We start from the raw sequence: 15837 nt of genomic DNA, 5'->3' as shown, positions 1-15837 counted from the left end.
AGGCTATTCACCTAAAGAGTTATACGTCTATACTCAGCCAGTTAGCAGAATAAACGGTGAAAGGACGCAACTTAATTATGGCGCAACCACATTTATTAGCAGAAAGAATTTCGCGCCTGAGCAGCGCGCTGGAGAAGGGCCTTTTTGAGCGTAGCCACGCCATGCGGCTCTGTCTGTTGGCGGCCCTCAGCGGTGAGAGCGTGTTTTTACTCGGCCCTCCCGGCATCGCCAAAAGCCTGATCGCCCGCCGCCTGAAGTTTGCCTTCCAGCACGCCCGCGCCTTTGAATACCTGATGACACGTTTCTCTACGCCCGAAGAGGTATTCGGCCCGCTCTCTATTCAGGCCTTAAAAGATGAAGGGCGCTATGAGCGTCTGACCGCTGGCTACTTGCCAGAAGCGGAAATCGTCTTCCTTGATGAGATCTGGAAAGCCGGCCCGGCGATTCTGAACACCTTGCTGACCGCCATTAACGAGCGTCACTTCCGTAACGGCGCCAGCGTCGAAAAAATCCCGATGCGCCTGCTGGTGACGGCCTCCAACGAACTGCCGGAAGCGGAAAGCAGCCTCGAAGCGCTGTATGACCGTATGCTGATTCGCCTGTGGCTCGACAAAGTACAGGACAAAGGCAATTTCCGCTCGATGCTGATTAGCCAGCAGGACGAGAACGACAACCCGATTCCGGCCAACCTTCAGGTCACCGATGAAGAGTACTTCCAGTGGCAGAAGGATATCGGTAACGTGAAGCTGCCGGATGCGGTGTTTGAATTGATCTTCACCCTGCGTCAGCAGCTCGATAATCTGCCGAATGCGCCTTACGTCTCTGACCGTCGCTGGAAAAAAGCGATCCGTCTGCTTCAGGCCTGCGCCTTTTTCAGCGGCCGCGACACGATCGCGCCTATCGATCTGATCCTCTTAAAAGAGTGCCTATGGCATGACGCAGAAAGTCGAAATCTGCTTCAACAACAAATAGATATTTTGATGACCGGGCATGCGTGGCAGCAGCAGGCGATGCTCAATAAGCTGGGCGCTATTACCCAGCAGCGTCTGCAAATTCAGCAGCAGCAAAGCGACAAAACGGCGCTGAAGGTCACCCGACTCGGCGGCATGTTCAGCCGCAAGCCCCACTATGAGCTGCCATCAGAGGTGCAGTCGCCAACGGTGACGCTGCTGCTGCAAAAACCGCTCAAACTGCACGATATCGACGTTATTCACATCGCTTTTGACCGTCAGGCACTGGCAAACTGGCTGGAGAAGAGCGGCGAAATCCGCGGCAAGCTCAACGGCATCGGCTTTGCGCTGGCGCTGAATATGGAAGTCGACGCCAGCCAGCACCTGGTAGTGCGGGATGTCAGTCTTCAGGGAACGCGCCTGTCATTACCCGGAACGGGGACGACGGAGAATATGCCGGCGGAAATCCGCCAGCAGCTGCTCGCGCTGGATGAAGAGTGGCACCAGCAGCACAACCGCTTTAGCGAACAGCAAAAATGCCTCTTTATTAATGAAGAGTGGCTCGGCCGAATTGAAGCCAGCCTGCAGGATGTGGCTGCGCAAATTAAGCAGGCGCAGCTTTAATGCTGACTATCGATACGCTCAACGTCATGCTGGCGGTCAGCGAAGAGGGGATGATCGAAGAGATGATCATCGCCCTGCTGGCCTCGCCGCAGTTGGCTATCTTTTTTGAAAAGTTTCCTCGTTTAAAAACTGCGATTACCGACGATCTCCCCCGCTGGCGAGACACCTTTAAGGGCCGCCTGAAAGGGGCGCCGGTTCCGCCGGAGCTGGAAGAAGAGGTCATTTGCTACCAGCAGAGTCAGCTGCTTTCCACCGCGCAGTTTATCGTTCAACTGCCGCAGATTCTGGCGCTACTAACGCGGCTACATTCGCCGTTTGCAACACAGGCGCAGCAGCTTGTCGCCAACAATGCGACCTTCACCCCCGCGCTACACACCCTGTTCCTGCAGCGCTGGCGGCTGAGCCTGGTCGTTCAGGTAACGTCGCTTAACCAGCAGATGCTGGAAGAAGAGCGCGAACAGCTTTTGAGCGAAGTGCAGGAGCGTATGACCTTAAGCGGCCAGCTGGAGCCGGTGCTGGTGGAGAACGACAGTGCCGGTGGGCGGCTGTGGGATATGAGCGCCGGGCAGCTCAAGCGCGGTGACTATCAGCTGATCGTCAAATACGGCGAGTTTCTCAGCCAGCAGCCGGAGCTGATGCGCCTGGCTGAACAACTCGGGCGCTCCCGAGAAGCGAAATCCGTACCGAAGAAAGATGCGCCGATGGAGACCTTCCGCACCATGGTGCGCGAACCCTCCACCGTGCCAGAGCAGGTCGATGGCATTCAGCAAAGCGACGATATCCTGCGTCTTCTGCCGCCGGAGCTGGCAACGCTGGGGATGACCGAGCTGGAGTATGAATTCTACCGCCGGCTGGTGGAGAAACAGCTGCTGACCTACCGCCTGCACGGCGATGCCTGGCGCGAGAAGGTCACCGAGCGCCCGGTGGTTCGTCAGGATGAAGATGAACAGCCGCGCGGCCCGTTTGTGGTCTGCGTGGATACTTCCGGCTCGATGGGCGGCTTCAACGAGCAGTGCGCCAAAGCCTTCTGCCTTGCGCTGATGCGCGTAGCGCTGGCGGATAACCGTCGCTGCTACATTATGCTGTTCTCCACGGAAGTGGTGCGCTATGAGCTTACCGATCTCCAAGGGCTGGAGCAGGCAATACGCTTTTTAAGCCAGCGTTTTCGCGGCGGTACCGATATGGCAAGCTGTCTGCGCGCGGTGATCGAGCAGTTGCAAAACCCGCAGTGGCAGGATGCCGACGCGGTGGTCATTTCCGATTTTATCGCCCAGCGACTGCCGGATGAGGTGGTGAAGAAGGTAGGGGATTTGCAGCATAAATATCAGCATCGATTTCATGCGGTGGCGATGTCTGCACATGGAAAACCCGGGATCATGCGCATCTTCGATCATATCTGGCGCTTTGATACCGGGTTGAGAAGCCGCCTGCTAAGACGCTGGCAGCGTTGATGTAAGCATTACAGCAGGGCGGAGACGCTCTCACGAACCTGCGCTGGCCATACGCCGCACTGCACCTGCCCGATATGGGAGAGTTGCAGCAGCAGCATCGTCAAACGAGACTGACCAATCCCACCGCCAATCGTCTGCGGCATTTCACCGCGCAGCAGCGCCTGGTGCCATTCAAGCTGCAGGCGATCTTCATCGCCGGTTAACGCCAACTGGTGCTTCAGTGCTTTAGCGTCAACGCGGATCCCCATAGAGGAAAGCTCGAAGGCGTCTTCCAGCACCGGGTTCCACACCAGAATATCACCGTTCAGGCCAGAGAGGCCGGAAGCGCTCTGGGTACTCCAGTCGTCATAGTCCGGCGCACGGACATCGTGACGCTGGCCGTCAGACAGTTTACCGCCGATCCCGATCAGGAAGACCGCGCCCAGGTCTTTGGCAATCGCACGCTCACGCCCTTTCGCATCAAGGCCAGGGTAGCGGCTCAGCAGCGTTTCGCTATGAACGAAGTGGATCTGTTCTGGCAGGAACGGTGTCAGACCAAATTCTTTGCTCACGGCTGCTTCGGTTTCTTTAATGCCCGCCCAGATTGCCTTAACGGTGCTTTCCAGCGTGCCGATATGGCGCTCTTCATCACCCATTACGCGCTCCCAGTCCCACTGGTCAACGTAAACGGAGTGAATCGCGGTGAGTCGGTCTTCATCGGGGCGAAGGGCCTTCATGTGCGTGTACAGCCCTTCGCCCGCGCTGAAGTCGTGTTGTCCCAGGGTTTGACGTTTCCACTTCGCAAGGGAGTGAACCACTTCGAACTGGGCATCTGGCAGTGTTTTCACTTTCACCTGAACCGCCTTCTCGCAACCAGACAGGTTGTCCTGTGTCCCATCTCCCACGCGGCTTAAGATCGGCGCCTGGACTTCTACGAGCCCTAGCTTCTCTTCCAGCTGACGGGAAAAATAGGATTTAACGAAACTAATCTGGCGTTGTTTTGCGATGTATGCGGTTTTCATTATTTTTACTCCTGCGTCCTGTTGGTATTGATTAAGCAACAAAACAGGACACCAATTCAATAATCAAACAATAAAAAGCCTTACTCACTTTTGATTCAATAAAATAACAGGCTAAAATAGAGTGAATCATCAATCTTCATAAGAAAAAGCTATGGAAAATTATCAAATCGACAATCTGGATCGCGGCATTCTTGAGGCGTTAATGGCCAATGCCCGTACCGCCTATGCCGAACTGGCCAAACAGTTCGCCGTGAGCCCGGGCACGATTCACGTTCGCGTAGAGAAGATGAAGCAGGCGGGCATCATTACCGGCGCGCACGTCGACGTGAGCCCTAAGCAGCTGGGTTATGACGTAGGCTGCTTTATCGGCATCATCCTGAAGAGCGCCAAGGACTATCCTTCGGCGCTGGCAAGGCTGGAAAGCCTGGACGAGGTCACCGAGGCGTACTACACCACCGGGCACTACAGCATCTTTATTAAGGTGATGTGCAAATCCATCGATGCCCTGCAGCAGGTACTTATCAACAAGATCCAAACAATTGATGAAATTCAGTCCACCGAAACCCTGATCGTCCTGCAGAACCCGATCATGCGTACCATCAAGCCATGATCGGCTTTTTTAATCCCACATTTTTCCACAGGTAGATCCCAGCTCACACACAGCGTACAATGCCCTCCTCTATATATAGGTGGGCGATCATGGCAGATATCACTCTTATCAGCGGCAGTACTCTCGGCAGTGCGGAATATGTAGCAGAGCATTTGGCTGAAAAACTGGAAGATGCCGGTTTTACCAGCGAAATGCTGCACGGGCCGATGCTGGATGATGTGCCGATGGAAGGGATATGGCTGGTTATCAGCTCCACGCACGGTGCAGGAGACATTCCTGACAACCTGCTGCCTTTATATGAAGCGTTACGTGAGCAAAAACCGGATCTCTCCCAGGTTCGCTTCGGCGCAATCGGGATTGGTAGCCGCGAATATGACACGTTTTGCGGCGCGATCGACAAGCTGGATGCCGAACTGAAGGCCTGCGGGGCCAAACAGATTGGTGAAACGCTGAAGATCAACGTGCTCGAACATGAGATTCCTGAAGATCCGGCCGAAATCTGGTTGGGATCGTGGCATCTTTTGCTCAGAGATTTGTAAAGATCGGAATTTATTGTGTGGATAACTCTGGTTAAAAGCTTGGATCAACCGGTAGTTATCCAAAGAATAACTCTTGTCTGGTTTTTGACCTGTGCATAACCCTGCGTTTTGATCCCAGCTTATACTGAACAGGATCACCGATCATTCACAGCTAACGATCCTTCTTAAACGGTTGATCTTAAAATACGGATCGGACTTATCCACAAAGGTTGGCGATCCTAATAAGAGATCACAATAGAACAGATCTCTAAATAAAAAGATCTTCTTTTTAATACCCAAGATCCGAACCCTTTCTCCATCGACTAAAGTTGAGTAGAATCCACGGCCCGGGCTTCAATCCATTTTCACACCGCTTTACGCGAGGCAAACCACCATGTTTTATCAGGATCCTTTTGACGTCATCATCATTGGCGGGGGTCATGCAGGCACTGAGGCCGCGATGGCCGCAGCGCGTATGGGTCAACAGACTCTGCTTTTGACACACAATATCGACACGTTGGGGCAGATGAGCTGCAACCCGGCGATTGGCGGCATTGGGAAAGGACACCTGGTAAAAGAAGTGGATGCCCTTGGCGGCCTGATGGCAACGGCGATCGACCAGGCAGGCATTCAGTTTAGGATACTAAACGCCAGCAAAGGCCCGGCCGTTCGCGCCACCCGTGCACAGGCGGATCGCGTGCTCTATCGTCAGGCGGTACGCACTGCGCTGGAGAACCAGCCGAACCTGATGATCTTCCAGCAGGCGGTTGAAGATCTGATTGTTGAAAACGATCGCGTCGTTGGTGCCGTAACCCAGATGGGTCTCAAATTCCGCGCCAAAGCCGTGGTACTGACCGTGGGTACCTTCCTCGACGGCAAGATTCACATTGGCCTGGATAACTACAGCGGTGGCCGCGCAGGCGATCCGCCGTCTATCCCGCTGTCTCGCCGTCTGCGCGAACTGCCGCTGCGCGTCAGTCGCCTCAAGACCGGTACGCCACCGCGTATCGATGCGCGTACCATCGACTTTAGCGTCCTGGGCCAGCAAAACAGCGATAATCCGCTGCCGGTCTTCTCCTTCCTGGGGAACGCCGCTCAGCATCCTCGCCAGATGCCGTGCTACGTCACGCATACCAACGAAAAAACGCATGAGGTGATCCGCAATAACCTCGATCGCAGCCCAATGTACGCTGGCGTGATCGAAGGGATCGGCCCGCGCTATTGCCCATCGATCGAAGATAAAGTGATGCGCTTTGCCGATCGTAACCAGCATCAGGTATTCCTGGAGCCGGAAGGACTCACCTCCAACGAAATTTATCCAAACGGTATCTCCACCAGCCTGCCGTTTGATGTGCAGATGCAAATTGTCCGTTCCATGCAGGGGATGGAAAACGCGCGAATCGTTCGTCCTGGCTACGCCATTGAGTACGATTTCTTCGATCCACGCGACCTGAAACTCACGCTGGAAAGCAAATTTATCCACGGTCTGTTCTTTGCAGGCCAAATCAACGGCACTACCGGCTATGAAGAAGCTGCCGCCCAGGGCATGCTGGCCGGGCTTAACGCAGCCCGTTTGTCTGCCGACAAAGAGGGCTGGGCGCCACGTCGCGATCAGGCTTACCTCGGGGTGCTGGTGGACGACCTTTGCACGCTCGGTACCAAAGAACCGTACCGCATGTTCACCTCTCGCGCGGAATACCGCCTGATGCTGCGTGAAGACAACGCCGACCTGCGTCTGACCGAAATCGGTCGTGAACTGGGAATGGTGAACGACGTTCGTTGGGCGCGCTTCAACGAGAAGCTGGAGAACATCGAACGCGAACGCCAGCGTCTGAAGTCTACCTGGATTACACCATCATCGGAGTCTGCGGCCGAAGTGAATGCTCACCTGAGTGCGCCACTCACGCGCGAAGCCAGCGGTGAAGATCTGCTGCGTCGCCCGGAAATGACCTACGAACAGCTGACCGCGTTGACGCCATTTGTTCCTATGCTGGAAGATGAACAGGCAGCAGAGCAGGTAGAAATTCAGGTTAAATACGAAGGCTATATCGCCCGTCAGCAGGATGAAATCGAGAAACAGCAGCGCAACGAAAACACCCTGCTGCCTGCAACGCTGGACTACCGCCAGGTTAACGGCCTGTCCAACGAAGTGATCGCTAAACTCAACGATCACAAACCGGTTTCGATAGGCCAGGCGTCCCGTATCTCCGGGATCACGCCAGCGGCAATCTCTATTCTGCTGGTATGGCTGAAAAAACAGGGGCTGCTGCGCCGCAGCGCTTAATGCACCGAACATGCCCGGTAGCGCTACGCTTGCCGGGCCTATAACCTAGGCCGGATAGGGCTAAGCCGTCTTCCGGCAGATTATCGCTAACAGGTATTCTCCGTGCTCAACAAACTCTCCCGACTGCTGAATGAAGCAGGAATTTCCCTCTCCGATCACCAGAAAAACCAGCTTGTGGCATACGTGGATATGCTGCACAAGTGGAACAAAGCCTACAACCTGACTTCGGTTCGCGATCCTAACGAGATGCTGGTCCGCCATATTCTCGACAGCATCGTGGTAGCGCCGTCGCTCAAAGGTGAACGCTTTATCGACGTCGGTACCGGTCCTGGCCTGCCGGGTATTCCGCTGTCCATCGTGCGTCCAGATGCTCACTTCACGCTACTGGATAGCCTGGGCAAACGTGTCCGCTTCCTGCGCCAGGTACAGCACGAGTTAGCGCTGACTAACATCACGCCGGTGCAGAGCCGCGTTGAAGACTTTCCGGCTGAACCGCCGTTTGACGGCGTGATTAGCCGTGCATTTGCTTCGCTGACTGACATGGTGACCTGGTGCCATCACCTTCCAGGTGACGCTGGGCGCTTTTACGCATTGAAGGGACAGCTTCCGGAAGAGGAAATCGCTCAGCTTCCTGCGCCGTTTAGCGTCGAGAGCGTGGTGCCGTTGAACGTTCCTCAGCTGGAAGGGGAGCGTCATTTGGTTATTATTAAAGCAAATAAAATTTAATTTTTATCAAAAAAAGTAGAGAAAAAGCGGGGGCTCTGGTGTTAACAAATGCACGACAATTAGCGTCAGCGACCTGCTATATTTAACCAGTGATTAACTTAAGTTTATCTTCATAGTAACGCGGCTTTTTTTGTTAAGACTTAAAATAGTCAACATGGAAAATATCAGTCTGCTAAAAGTCAGCCCATTCGTCATTTTGTCATGTTAATAAATTATTATAAATGTCAATGAATGGTTTTTGTTCTGTATCGCGGTGTTTTTAAAAGAGTGGGCGGATTAAGTCTTAGATATCAGAATGATGAGAACTTCCGTTTTGCTACAATGATTTATGCTGTTCGCTCGAAAATGTTTAATATGTGATCTCGTGCACGCTTTGTAATCACTATTTTCGGTGTATTTGCAGTTTTGTACGATCGTTCACACTTTGGCGAAAAGTAGAAAAACAGCGCGAATGAAAAATAATTAAATATTTATTCACGTTTTGGCTACTTATTGTTTGAAATCACGGGGTGTCACCGTATAATTTGACCGCTTTTTGATGCTTGACTCAGAGCATTAAAGAACGTTTTATACGACACGCGGCATACCTCAAAGGGAGCAGGAGTACAAACGTGATGTCTATGTCGCTCGTGAGTCGAAACGTTGCACGAAAGCTTCTGTTCATTCAGCTTCTGGCAGTGATAGCAAGTGGATTGCTGTTCAGCCTAAAAGACCCCTTCTGGGGCATCTCCGCCGCGTGCGGAGGCCTGGCAGTGTTACTGCCTAATATGTTGTTTATGATTTTTGCCTGGCGTCACCAGGTACATACACCCGCTAAAGGCCGAGTGGCCTGGACGTTCGCCTTCGGGGAAGCGTTCAAAGTGCTTGCGATGCTGGTGTTACTGGTCGTGGCGCTGGCGGTTTTAAAGGCGGTGTTCTTGCCGCTGATCGTGACATGGATTTTGGTGCTAGTGGTTCAGATACTGGCGCCCGCTGTAATTAACAACAAAGGGTAAAAGGCATCATGGCTTCTGAAAATATGACGCCGCAGGAATACATAGGACACCATCTGAATAACCTTCAGCTGGACCTGCGTACTTTCTCGCTGGTAGATCCGCATAACCCCCCAGCCACCTTCTGGACGCTCAATATTGACTCCATGTTCTTCTCGGTGGTGCTGGGTCTGTTGTTCCTGCTTACGTTCCGTAGCGTTGCCAAAAAAGCAACCAGCGGCGTACCAGGTAAATTTCAGACCGCGATTGAGCTGGTAATCGGCTTTGTTCATGGCAGTGTCAAAGACATGTACCATGGCAAAAGCAAGGTTATCGCACCGCTAGCCCTGACGATCTTCGTCTGGGTCTTCCTGATGAACCTGATGGACTTACTGCCTATCGACCTGCTGCCGTATGTTGCTGAGCACATACTGGGCCTGCCGGCGCTGCGCGTGGTTCCGTCTGCGGACGTAAACATTACCCTGTCTATGGCACTGGGCGTGTTTATCCTGATTCTGTTCTACAGCATCAAAATGAAAGGCATCGGTGGCTTCACGAAAGAGCTGACACTGCAGCCGTTCAATCACTGGGCATTTATTCCTGTCAACTTAATCCTTGAAGGGGTAAGCCTGCTGTCCAAACCGGTATCTCTGGGTCTGCGACTGTTCGGCAACATGTATGCCGGTGAGCTGATTTTCATTCTGATTGCTGGTCTGTTGCCGTGGTGGTCACAGTGGATTCTGAATGTGCCGTGGGCCATTTTCCACATCCTGATCATTACGCTGCAAGCCTTCATCTTCATGGTTCTGACGATTGTCTATCTGTCGATGGCGTCTGAAGAGCATTAATTTACCAACACTACTACGTTTTAACTGAAACAAACTGGAGACTGTCATGGAAAACCTGAATATGGATCTGCTGTACATGGCTGCCGCTGTGATGATGGGTCTGGCGGCAATCGGTGCTGCGATCGGTATCGGCATCCTCGGGGGCAAATTCCTGGAAGGCGCAGCGCGTCAACCGGATCTGATTCCTCTGCTGCGTACTCAGTTCTTTATCGTTATGGGTCTGGTGGATGCTATCCCAATGATCGCTGTAGGTCTGGGTCTGTACGTGATGTTCGCTGTCGCGTAGTAAGCGTTGCTTTGAATTAAGTAAGAGCAATATCAGAACGTTAACTAGATAAAGAGGCATTGTGCTGTGAATCTTAACGCAACAATCCTCGGCCAGGCCATCGCGTTTGTCCTCTTCGTTCTGTTCTGCATGAAGTACGTATGGCCGCCTTTAATGGCAGCCATCGAAAAGCGTCAAAAAGAAATTGCTGACGGCCTTTCTTCTGCAGAACGAGCTAAAAAGGATCTGGACCTTGCACAGGCCAATGCGACCGACCAGCTGAAAAAAGCGAAAGCGGAAGCCCAGGTAATCATCGAGCAGGCGAACAAACGTCGCTCTCAGATCCTGGACGAAGCCAAAACTGAAGCAGAGCAGGAACGTAACAAAATCGTGGCACAGGCTCAGGCAGAAATTGATGCTGAGCGTAAACGTGCCCGCGAAGAGCTGCGTAAGCAAGTCGCTATCCTGGCTGTTGCTGGCGCCGAGAAGATCATCGAACGTTCCGTGGATGAAGCTGCTAACAGCGACATCGTGGACAAACTTGTCGCTGAACTGTAAGGAGGGAGGGGCTGATGTCTGAATTTGTTACGGTAGCTCGCCCCTACGCCAAAGCAGCTTTTGACTTTGCCGTCGAACACAAAAGCGTAGATCGTTGGCAGGACATGCTGGCGTTTGCCGCCGAAGTGACGAAGAACGAACAAATGGCAGAGCTTCTGTCTGGTGCGCTGGCACCGGAAACGCTCTCTAAGTCGTTTATCGCAGTATGCGGTGAGCAACTGGACGAAAATGGCCAGAACCTGATTAAGGTGATGGCTGAAAATGGTCGTCTTAAAGTGCTCCCGGATGTTCTCGAGCAGTTCATTCATCTGCGCGCCGCGAGTGAAGCTACCTCTGAGGTAGAAGTCATCTCCGCTAATGCGCTCAATGAAGAACAGCTTGCGAAAATCAGCGCCGCGATGGAAAAGCGTCTGTCACGCAAAGTTAAGCTGAATTGCAAAATCGATAAGTCTGTAATGGCGGGCGTTATCATCCGTGCGGGTGATATGGTCATTGATGGCAGCGTACGCGGCCGTCTTGAGCGCCTTGCAGACGTCTTGCAGTCTTAAGGGGACTGGAGCATGCAACTGAATTCCACCGAAATCAGCGAACTGATCAAGCAGCGCATTGCTCAGTTCAGTGTTGTGAGTGAAGCTCACAACGAAGGTACAATTGTTTCTGTAAGTGACGGTGTTATCCGCATCCACGGCCTGGCCGATTGTATGCAGGGTGAAATGATCTCCCTGCCGGGTAACCGTTACGCTATCGCACTGAACCTGGAGCGCGACTCCGTAGGTGCTGTAGTAATGGGTCCGTACGCTGACCTTGCCGAAGGCATGACAGTCAAGTGTACTGGTCGTATCCTGGAAGTTCCGGTTGGCCGTGGCCTGCTGGGCCGTGTGGTTAACACCCTGGGTGCACCAATCGATGGTAAAGGCGCGCTGGACAACGACGGCTTCTCCGCCGTTGAAGCTATCGCACCAGGCGTAATCGAACGTCAGTCCGTTGATCAGCCAGTTCAGACTGGTTATAAATCCGTTGATGCCATGATCCCAATCGGTCGTGGTCAGCGTGAACTGATCATCGGCGACCGTCAGACCGGTAAAACCGCGCTGGCAATCGACGCCATCATCAACCAACGTGATTCCGGCATCAAGTGCGTATACGTTGCTATCGGCCAGAAAGCGTCCACCATTTCTAACGTGGTACGTAAACTGGAAGAACACGGCGCGCTGGCTAACACCATCGTTGTTGTAGCAACCGCGTCTGAATCCGCTGCACTGCAGTACCTGGCACCATATGCCGGTTGCGCAATGGGCGAATACTTCCGCGACCGCGGCGAAGATGCGCTGATCATTTATGATGACCTGTCTAAACAGGCTGTCGCTTACCGTCAGATCTCCCTGCTGCTCCGTCGTCCACCAGGACGTGAAGCATTCCCAGGCGACGTATTCTATCTGCACTCCCGTCTGCTGGAGCGTGCTGCGCGTGTTAACGCTGAATACGTTGAGACCTTCACCAAAGGTGAAGTGAAAGGGAAAACGGGTTCTCTGACCGCTCTGCCGATTATCGAAACGCAGGCTGGTGACGTTTCCGCATTCGTTCCGACCAACGTAATTTCCATTACCGATGGTCAGATCTTCCTGGAAACCAACCTGTTCAACGCCGGTATTCGTCCTGCGGTTAACCCGGGTATCTCCGTATCCCGTGTTGGTGGTGCAGCTCAGACCAAGATCATGAAGAAACTGTCCGGTGGTATCCGTACCGCTCTGGCACAGTATCGTGAACTGGCAGCGTTCTCCCAGTTCGCATCTGACCTTGACGATGCAACCCGTAAGCAGCTGGACCATGGTCAGAAAGTGACTGAACTGCTGAAACAGAAACAGTATGCGCCGATGTCAGTCGCGCAGCAGTCTCTGGTTCTGTTCGCGGCAGAACGTGGTTATCTGGCGGATGTAGAGCTGGCGAAAATCGGTAGCTTCGAAGCCGCTCTGCTGGCTTACGTTGACCGTGATCACGCTCCGTTGATGCAAGAGATCAACCAGTCCGGTGGCTATAACGACGAAATCGAAGGCAAGCTGAAAGGCATCCTCGATTCCTTCAAAGCAACCCAATCCTGGTAAAGTCTGACGGCCTGTCTTAGGGCAGGCCGTAGGCATTGAGGAGAAGCTCATGGCCGGCGCAAAAGAGATACGTAGTAAGATCGCAAGCGTCCAGAACACGCAAAAGATCACTAAAGCGATGGAGATGGTCGCCGCTTCCAAAATGCGTAAATCGCAGGATCGCATGGCGGCCAGCCGTCCTTATGCAGATACCATGCGCAAAGTGATTGGTCACCTTGCGAACGGTAATTTGGAATATAAGCACCCGTACCTGGAAGAACGCGACGTTAAGCGCGTGGGCTACCTGGTGGTGTCTACCGACCGTGGTCTGTGCGGTGGCTTGAACATTAACCTGTTCAAGAAACTGCTGGCGGATATGAAGGCATGGACCGAAAAAGGCGTTCAGTGCGACCTCGCAATGATCGGCTCTAAAGGTGTGTCCTTCTTTAATTCCGTAGGTGGCAACATTGTCGCTCAGGTAACCGGTATGGGCGATAAACCTGCCCTGTCCGAACTTATCGGTCCGGTAAAAGTGATGTTGCAAGCCTACGACGAAGGTCGTCTGGACAAGCTTTATATTGTCAGCAACAAATTTATTAACACCATGTCTCAGGTGCCGACGATCGTCCAACTGCTGCCGTTACCGGCTTCAGAAGATGATGATCTGAAACGTAAAACCTGGGATTACCTGTACGAACCCGATCCGAAAGCGCTGCTGGATACCCTCCTGCGCCGCTATGTCGAATCTCAGGTCTATCAGGGCGTGGTAGAAAACCTGGCCAGCGAGCAGGCCGCACGTATGGTGGCGATGAAAGCCGCGACCGACAATGGCGGCAGCCTGATTAAAGAGCTGCAGTTGGTATACAACAAAGCTCGACAGGCCAGCATTACTCAGGAACTCACCGAGATCGTCGGTGGTGCATCCGCGGTATAACCAGGTTAATTCGTAGAGGATTCAAGATGGCTACTGGAAAAATTGTCCAGGTAATCGGCGCCGTAGTTGACGTCGAATTCCCTCAGGATGCCGTACCGCGCGTGTACGAAGCTCTTGAGGTGCAGAATGGTAATGAAGTTCTGGTGCTGGAAGTTCAGCAGCAGCTCGGCGGCGGTATCGTACGTACCATCGCTATGGGTTCTTCCGACGGTCTGCGTCGCGGTCTGGATGTTAAAGACCTCGAGCACCCAATCGAAGTTCCGGTAGGTAAAGCTACGCTGGGTCGTATCATGAACGTACTGGGTCAGCCAGTAGACATGAAAGGCGACATCGGTGAAGAAGAGCGTTGGGCTATCCACCGCGCTGCACCTTCCTACGAAGAGCTGTCTAGCTCTCAGGAACTGCTGGAAACCGGTATCAAAGTTATCGACCTGATGTGTCCGTTCGCGAAGGGCGGTAAAGTCGGTCTGTTCGGTGGTGCGGGTGTTGGTAAAACCGTAAACATGATGGAGCTGATCCGTAACATCGCGATCGAGCACTCCGGTTACTCCGTGTTTGCGGGCGTAGGTGAACGTACTCGTGAGGGTAACGACTTCTACCACGAAATGACCGACTCCAACGTTATCGATAAAGTATCCCTGGTATATGGCCAGATGAACGAGCCACCGGGAAACCGTCTGCGCGTTGCTCTGACCGGTCTGACCATGGCTGAGAAATTCCGTGACGAAGGTCGTGACGTACTGCTGTTCGTCGATAACATCTATCGTTACACCCTGGCCGGTACAGAAGTATCTGCACTGCTGGGTCGTATGCCTTCAGCGGTAGGTTACCAGCCGACTCTGGCGGAAGAGATGGGCGTTCTGCAGGAACGTATCACCTCCACCAAGACCGGTTCTATCACCTCCGTACAGGCGGTATACGTACCTGCGGATGACTTAACTGACCCATCCCCAGCAACTACCTTTGCTCACTTAGATGCAACCGTAGTACTGAGCCGTCAGATCGCTTCCCTGGGTATCTACCCTGCGGTTGACCCGCTGGACTCCACCAGCCGTCAGCTGGATCCGCTGGTTGTTGGTCAGGAACACTACGACACCGCTCGTGGCGTTCAGTCCATCCTGCAGCGTTATCAGGAACTGAAAGACATCATCGCCATCCTGGGTATGGATGAGCTGTCTGAAGAAGACAAACTGGTGGTAGCACGCGCACGTAAAATTCAGCGCTTCCTGTCCCAGCCATTCTTCGTAGCAGAAGTATTCACCGGTTCTCCAGGTAAATACGTTTCGCTGAAAGACACCATCCGTGGCTTTAAAGGCATCATGGACGGCGAATACGATCACCTGCCGGAGCAGGCGTTCTACATGGTCGGTTCCATTGACGAAGCAGTGGAAAAAGCCAAAAAACTTTAACGCCTTAATCGGAGGGTGATATGGCAATGACTTACCACCTGGACGTCGTCAGCGCAGAGCAACAAATGTTCTCTGGTCTGGTCGAGAAAATCCAGGTAACGGGTAGCGAAGGTGAACTGGGTATTTTCCCGGGTCACGCACCGCTGCTCACCGCCATTAAGCCTGGTATGATTCGCATCGTTAAACAGTTCGGTCATGAAGAGTTTATCTATCTGTCCGGCGGCATTCTTGAAGTGCAGCCTGGTAGCGTGACCGTTCTGGCTGATACCGCTATTCGCGGCCAGGACCTCGACGAAGCGCGAGCTCTGGAAGCGAAACGTAAGGCTGAAGAGCACATTAAGAGCTCTCATGGTGACGTGGATTACGCTCAGGCGTCTGCGGAACTGGCCAAAGCGATCGCTAAACTGCGCGTTATCGAGTTGACCAAAAAAGCGATGTAACACCGGCTTGAAAGTCAAAAAGCCAGTCTGGTTTCCAGGCTGGCTTTTTTTTGGTTTGTTTTAATTTAAATGAAACTGAAAAGGTATTTTAAATATTTTGTGATTTGAGTCACAAAACTGTTGATCGATAAATGTCCGAGGAGTAGACTTCTTTTTGTGACATGAGT

At 53.0% G+C, this 15837-nt stretch carries 16 protein-coding genes; 15 read left to right on the top strand and 1 reads right to left on the bottom strand.

Going from position 1 to position 15837, the window contains the following annotated elements:
- The first annotated feature begins 77 nt into the window (after positions 1-77).
- Both ravA and viaA read left to right on the top strand, forming a co-directional pair.
- Entirely contained in the window at positions 78-1574 is a 1497-nt protein-coding gene (gene ravA / locus AB2B48_RS17945) for an ATPase RavA (protein ID WP_185668174.1), read from the top strand.
- Complete coding sequence (gene viaA, locus AB2B48_RS17940) at positions 1574-3025, top strand: ATPase RavA stimulator ViaA (protein WP_368299763.1); 1452 nt, start codon at positions 1574-1576, stop codon at positions 3023-3025. Before ravA ends, viaA begins: the two co-directional genes overlap by 1 nt.
- 8 nt (positions 3026-3033) lie before the next feature.
- On the opposite strand, the gene asnA is transcribed toward viaA, so the two are convergent.
- Positions 3034-4026 carry an aspartate--ammonia ligase gene (asnA, locus tag AB2B48_RS17935; RefSeq protein WP_368299762.1) on the bottom strand — a complete coding sequence of 331 codons (993 nt, stop codon included), beginning with the start codon at positions 4024-4026 and terminating at the stop codon, positions 3034-3036.
- 151 nt (positions 4027-4177) lie between these two features.
- Here asnA and asnC point away from each other — a divergent pair, with 151 nt between their 5' ends.
- The 13 genes from asnC to AB2B48_RS17870 all read left to right on the top strand — a co-directional run bounded on the left by asnC (position 4178) and on the right by AB2B48_RS17870 (position 15670).
- Positions 4178-4636 carry a transcriptional regulator AsnC gene (gene asnC, locus AB2B48_RS17930; RefSeq protein ID WP_035893632.1) on the top strand — a complete coding sequence of 153 codons (459 nt, stop codon included), beginning with the start codon at positions 4178-4180 and terminating at the stop codon, positions 4634-4636.
- Positions 4637-4725: 89 nt separating this feature from the next.
- Positions 4726-5175 (top strand): FMN-binding protein MioC, encoded by a 450-nt coding sequence (gene mioC / locus AB2B48_RS17925; protein WP_185668171.1) that lies wholly within the window; start codon positions 4726-4728, stop codon positions 5173-5175.
- Between the two features lie 373 nt (positions 5176-5548).
- Positions 5549-7438 (top strand): tRNA uridine-5-carboxymethylaminomethyl(34) synthesis enzyme MnmG, encoded by a 1890-nt coding sequence (gene mnmG, locus AB2B48_RS17920; RefSeq protein ID WP_368299761.1) that lies wholly within the window; start codon positions 5549-5551, stop codon positions 7436-7438.
- 102 nt (positions 7439-7540) lie between these two features.
- Positions 7541-8164: a 16S rRNA (guanine(527)-N(7))-methyltransferase RsmG gene (gene rsmG / locus AB2B48_RS17915; protein WP_185668169.1), complete on the top strand. Its 624-nt coding sequence runs from the start codon at positions 7541-7543 to the stop codon at positions 8162-8164.
- A 614-nt stretch (positions 8165-8778) separates the two neighbouring features.
- The gene (atpI, locus tag AB2B48_RS17910) at positions 8779-9159 is read left to right on the top strand and encodes a F0F1 ATP synthase subunit I (protein ID WP_185668168.1); all 381 of its coding nucleotides are present in this window, start codon (positions 8779-8781) and stop codon (positions 9157-9159) included.
- Positions 9160-9167: 8 nt separating this feature from the next.
- Positions 9168-9983 (top strand): F0F1 ATP synthase subunit A, encoded by an 816-nt coding sequence (atpB, locus tag AB2B48_RS17905; protein WP_166515107.1) that lies wholly within the window; start codon positions 9168-9170, stop codon positions 9981-9983.
- A 46-nt stretch (positions 9984-10029) separates the two neighbouring features.
- Entirely contained in the window at positions 10030-10269 is a 240-nt protein-coding gene (gene atpE, locus AB2B48_RS17900; RefSeq protein WP_000429386.1) for a F0F1 ATP synthase subunit C, read from the top strand.
- 66 nt (positions 10270-10335) lie between these two features.
- Positions 10336-10806, top strand: coding sequence for a F0F1 ATP synthase subunit B (atpF, locus tag AB2B48_RS17895; RefSeq protein ID WP_035893620.1), 471 nt, complete (start codon positions 10336-10338; stop codon positions 10804-10806).
- A gap of 14 nt (positions 10807-10820) precedes the next feature.
- Complete coding sequence (gene atpH / locus AB2B48_RS17890) at positions 10821-11354, top strand: F0F1 ATP synthase subunit delta (RefSeq protein WP_035893618.1); 534 nt, start codon at positions 10821-10823, stop codon at positions 11352-11354.
- Positions 11355-11366: 12 nt separating this feature from the next.
- The gene (gene atpA, locus AB2B48_RS17885; protein WP_166515109.1) at positions 11367-12908 is read left to right on the top strand and encodes a F0F1 ATP synthase subunit alpha; all 1542 of its coding nucleotides are present in this window, start codon (positions 11367-11369) and stop codon (positions 12906-12908) included.
- A gap of 49 nt (positions 12909-12957) precedes the next feature.
- Positions 12958-13821 (top strand): F0F1 ATP synthase subunit gamma, encoded by an 864-nt coding sequence (atpG, locus tag AB2B48_RS17880; RefSeq protein ID WP_185668166.1) that lies wholly within the window; start codon positions 12958-12960, stop codon positions 13819-13821.
- A 26-nt stretch (positions 13822-13847) separates the two neighbouring features.
- Positions 13848-15230: a F0F1 ATP synthase subunit beta gene (gene atpD, locus AB2B48_RS17875; protein ID WP_035893613.1), complete on the top strand. Its 1383-nt coding sequence runs from the start codon at positions 13848-13850 to the stop codon at positions 15228-15230.
- Between the two features lie 20 nt (positions 15231-15250).
- On the top strand, positions 15251-15670 hold the full coding sequence (locus tag AB2B48_RS17870; RefSeq protein WP_003023809.1) for a F0F1 ATP synthase subunit epsilon: 420 nt from the start codon (positions 15251-15253) through the stop codon (positions 15668-15670).
- The last annotated feature ends 167 nt before the right edge of the window (positions 15671-15837 follow it).

Origin of the sequence: Kluyvera sichuanensis (assembly GCF_040930405.1) — a bacterium.
GTDB lineage: Bacteria > Pseudomonadota > Gammaproteobacteria > Enterobacterales > Enterobacteriaceae > Kluyvera > Kluyvera sichuanensis.
The sequence above is the reverse complement of the archived record's forward strand: the minus strand, read 5'-3'. Positions and strand labels throughout refer to the sequence as shown.

Coding starts and splice junctions, on each gene's coding strand:
- ravA (WP_185668174.1), top strand. CDS start 78: ATGGCGCAACCACATTTATTAGCAGAAAGAATTTCGCGCCTGAGCAGC.
- viaA (WP_368299763.1), top strand. CDS start 1,574: ATGCTGACTATCGATACGCTCAACGTCATGCTGGCGGTCAGCGAAGAG.
- asnA (WP_368299762.1), bottom strand. CDS start 4,026: ATGAAAACCGCATACATCGCAAAACAACGCCAGATTAGTTTCGTTAAA.
- asnC (WP_035893632.1), top strand. CDS start 4,178: ATGGAAAATTATCAAATCGACAATCTGGATCGCGGCATTCTTGAGGCG.
- mioC (WP_185668171.1), top strand. CDS start 4,726: ATGGCAGATATCACTCTTATCAGCGGCAGTACTCTCGGCAGTGCGGAA.
- mnmG (WP_368299761.1), top strand. CDS start 5,549: ATGTTTTATCAGGATCCTTTTGACGTCATCATCATTGGCGGGGGTCAT.
- atpI (WP_185668168.1), top strand. CDS start 8,779: ATGTCTATGTCGCTCGTGAGTCGAAACGTTGCACGAAAGCTTCTGTTC.
- atpB (WP_166515107.1), top strand. CDS start 9,168: ATGGCTTCTGAAAATATGACGCCGCAGGAATACATAGGACACCATCTG.
- atpE (WP_000429386.1), top strand. CDS start 10,030: ATGGAAAACCTGAATATGGATCTGCTGTACATGGCTGCCGCTGTGATG.
- atpH (WP_035893618.1), top strand. CDS start 10,821: ATGTCTGAATTTGTTACGGTAGCTCGCCCCTACGCCAAAGCAGCTTTT.
- atpA (WP_166515109.1), top strand. CDS start 11,367: ATGCAACTGAATTCCACCGAAATCAGCGAACTGATCAAGCAGCGCATT.
- atpG (WP_185668166.1), top strand. CDS start 12,958: ATGGCCGGCGCAAAAGAGATACGTAGTAAGATCGCAAGCGTCCAGAAC.
- atpD (WP_035893613.1), top strand. CDS start 13,848: ATGGCTACTGGAAAAATTGTCCAGGTAATCGGCGCCGTAGTTGACGTC.
- AB2B48_RS17870 (WP_003023809.1), top strand. CDS start 15,251: ATGGCAATGACTTACCACCTGGACGTCGTCAGCGCAGAGCAACAAATG.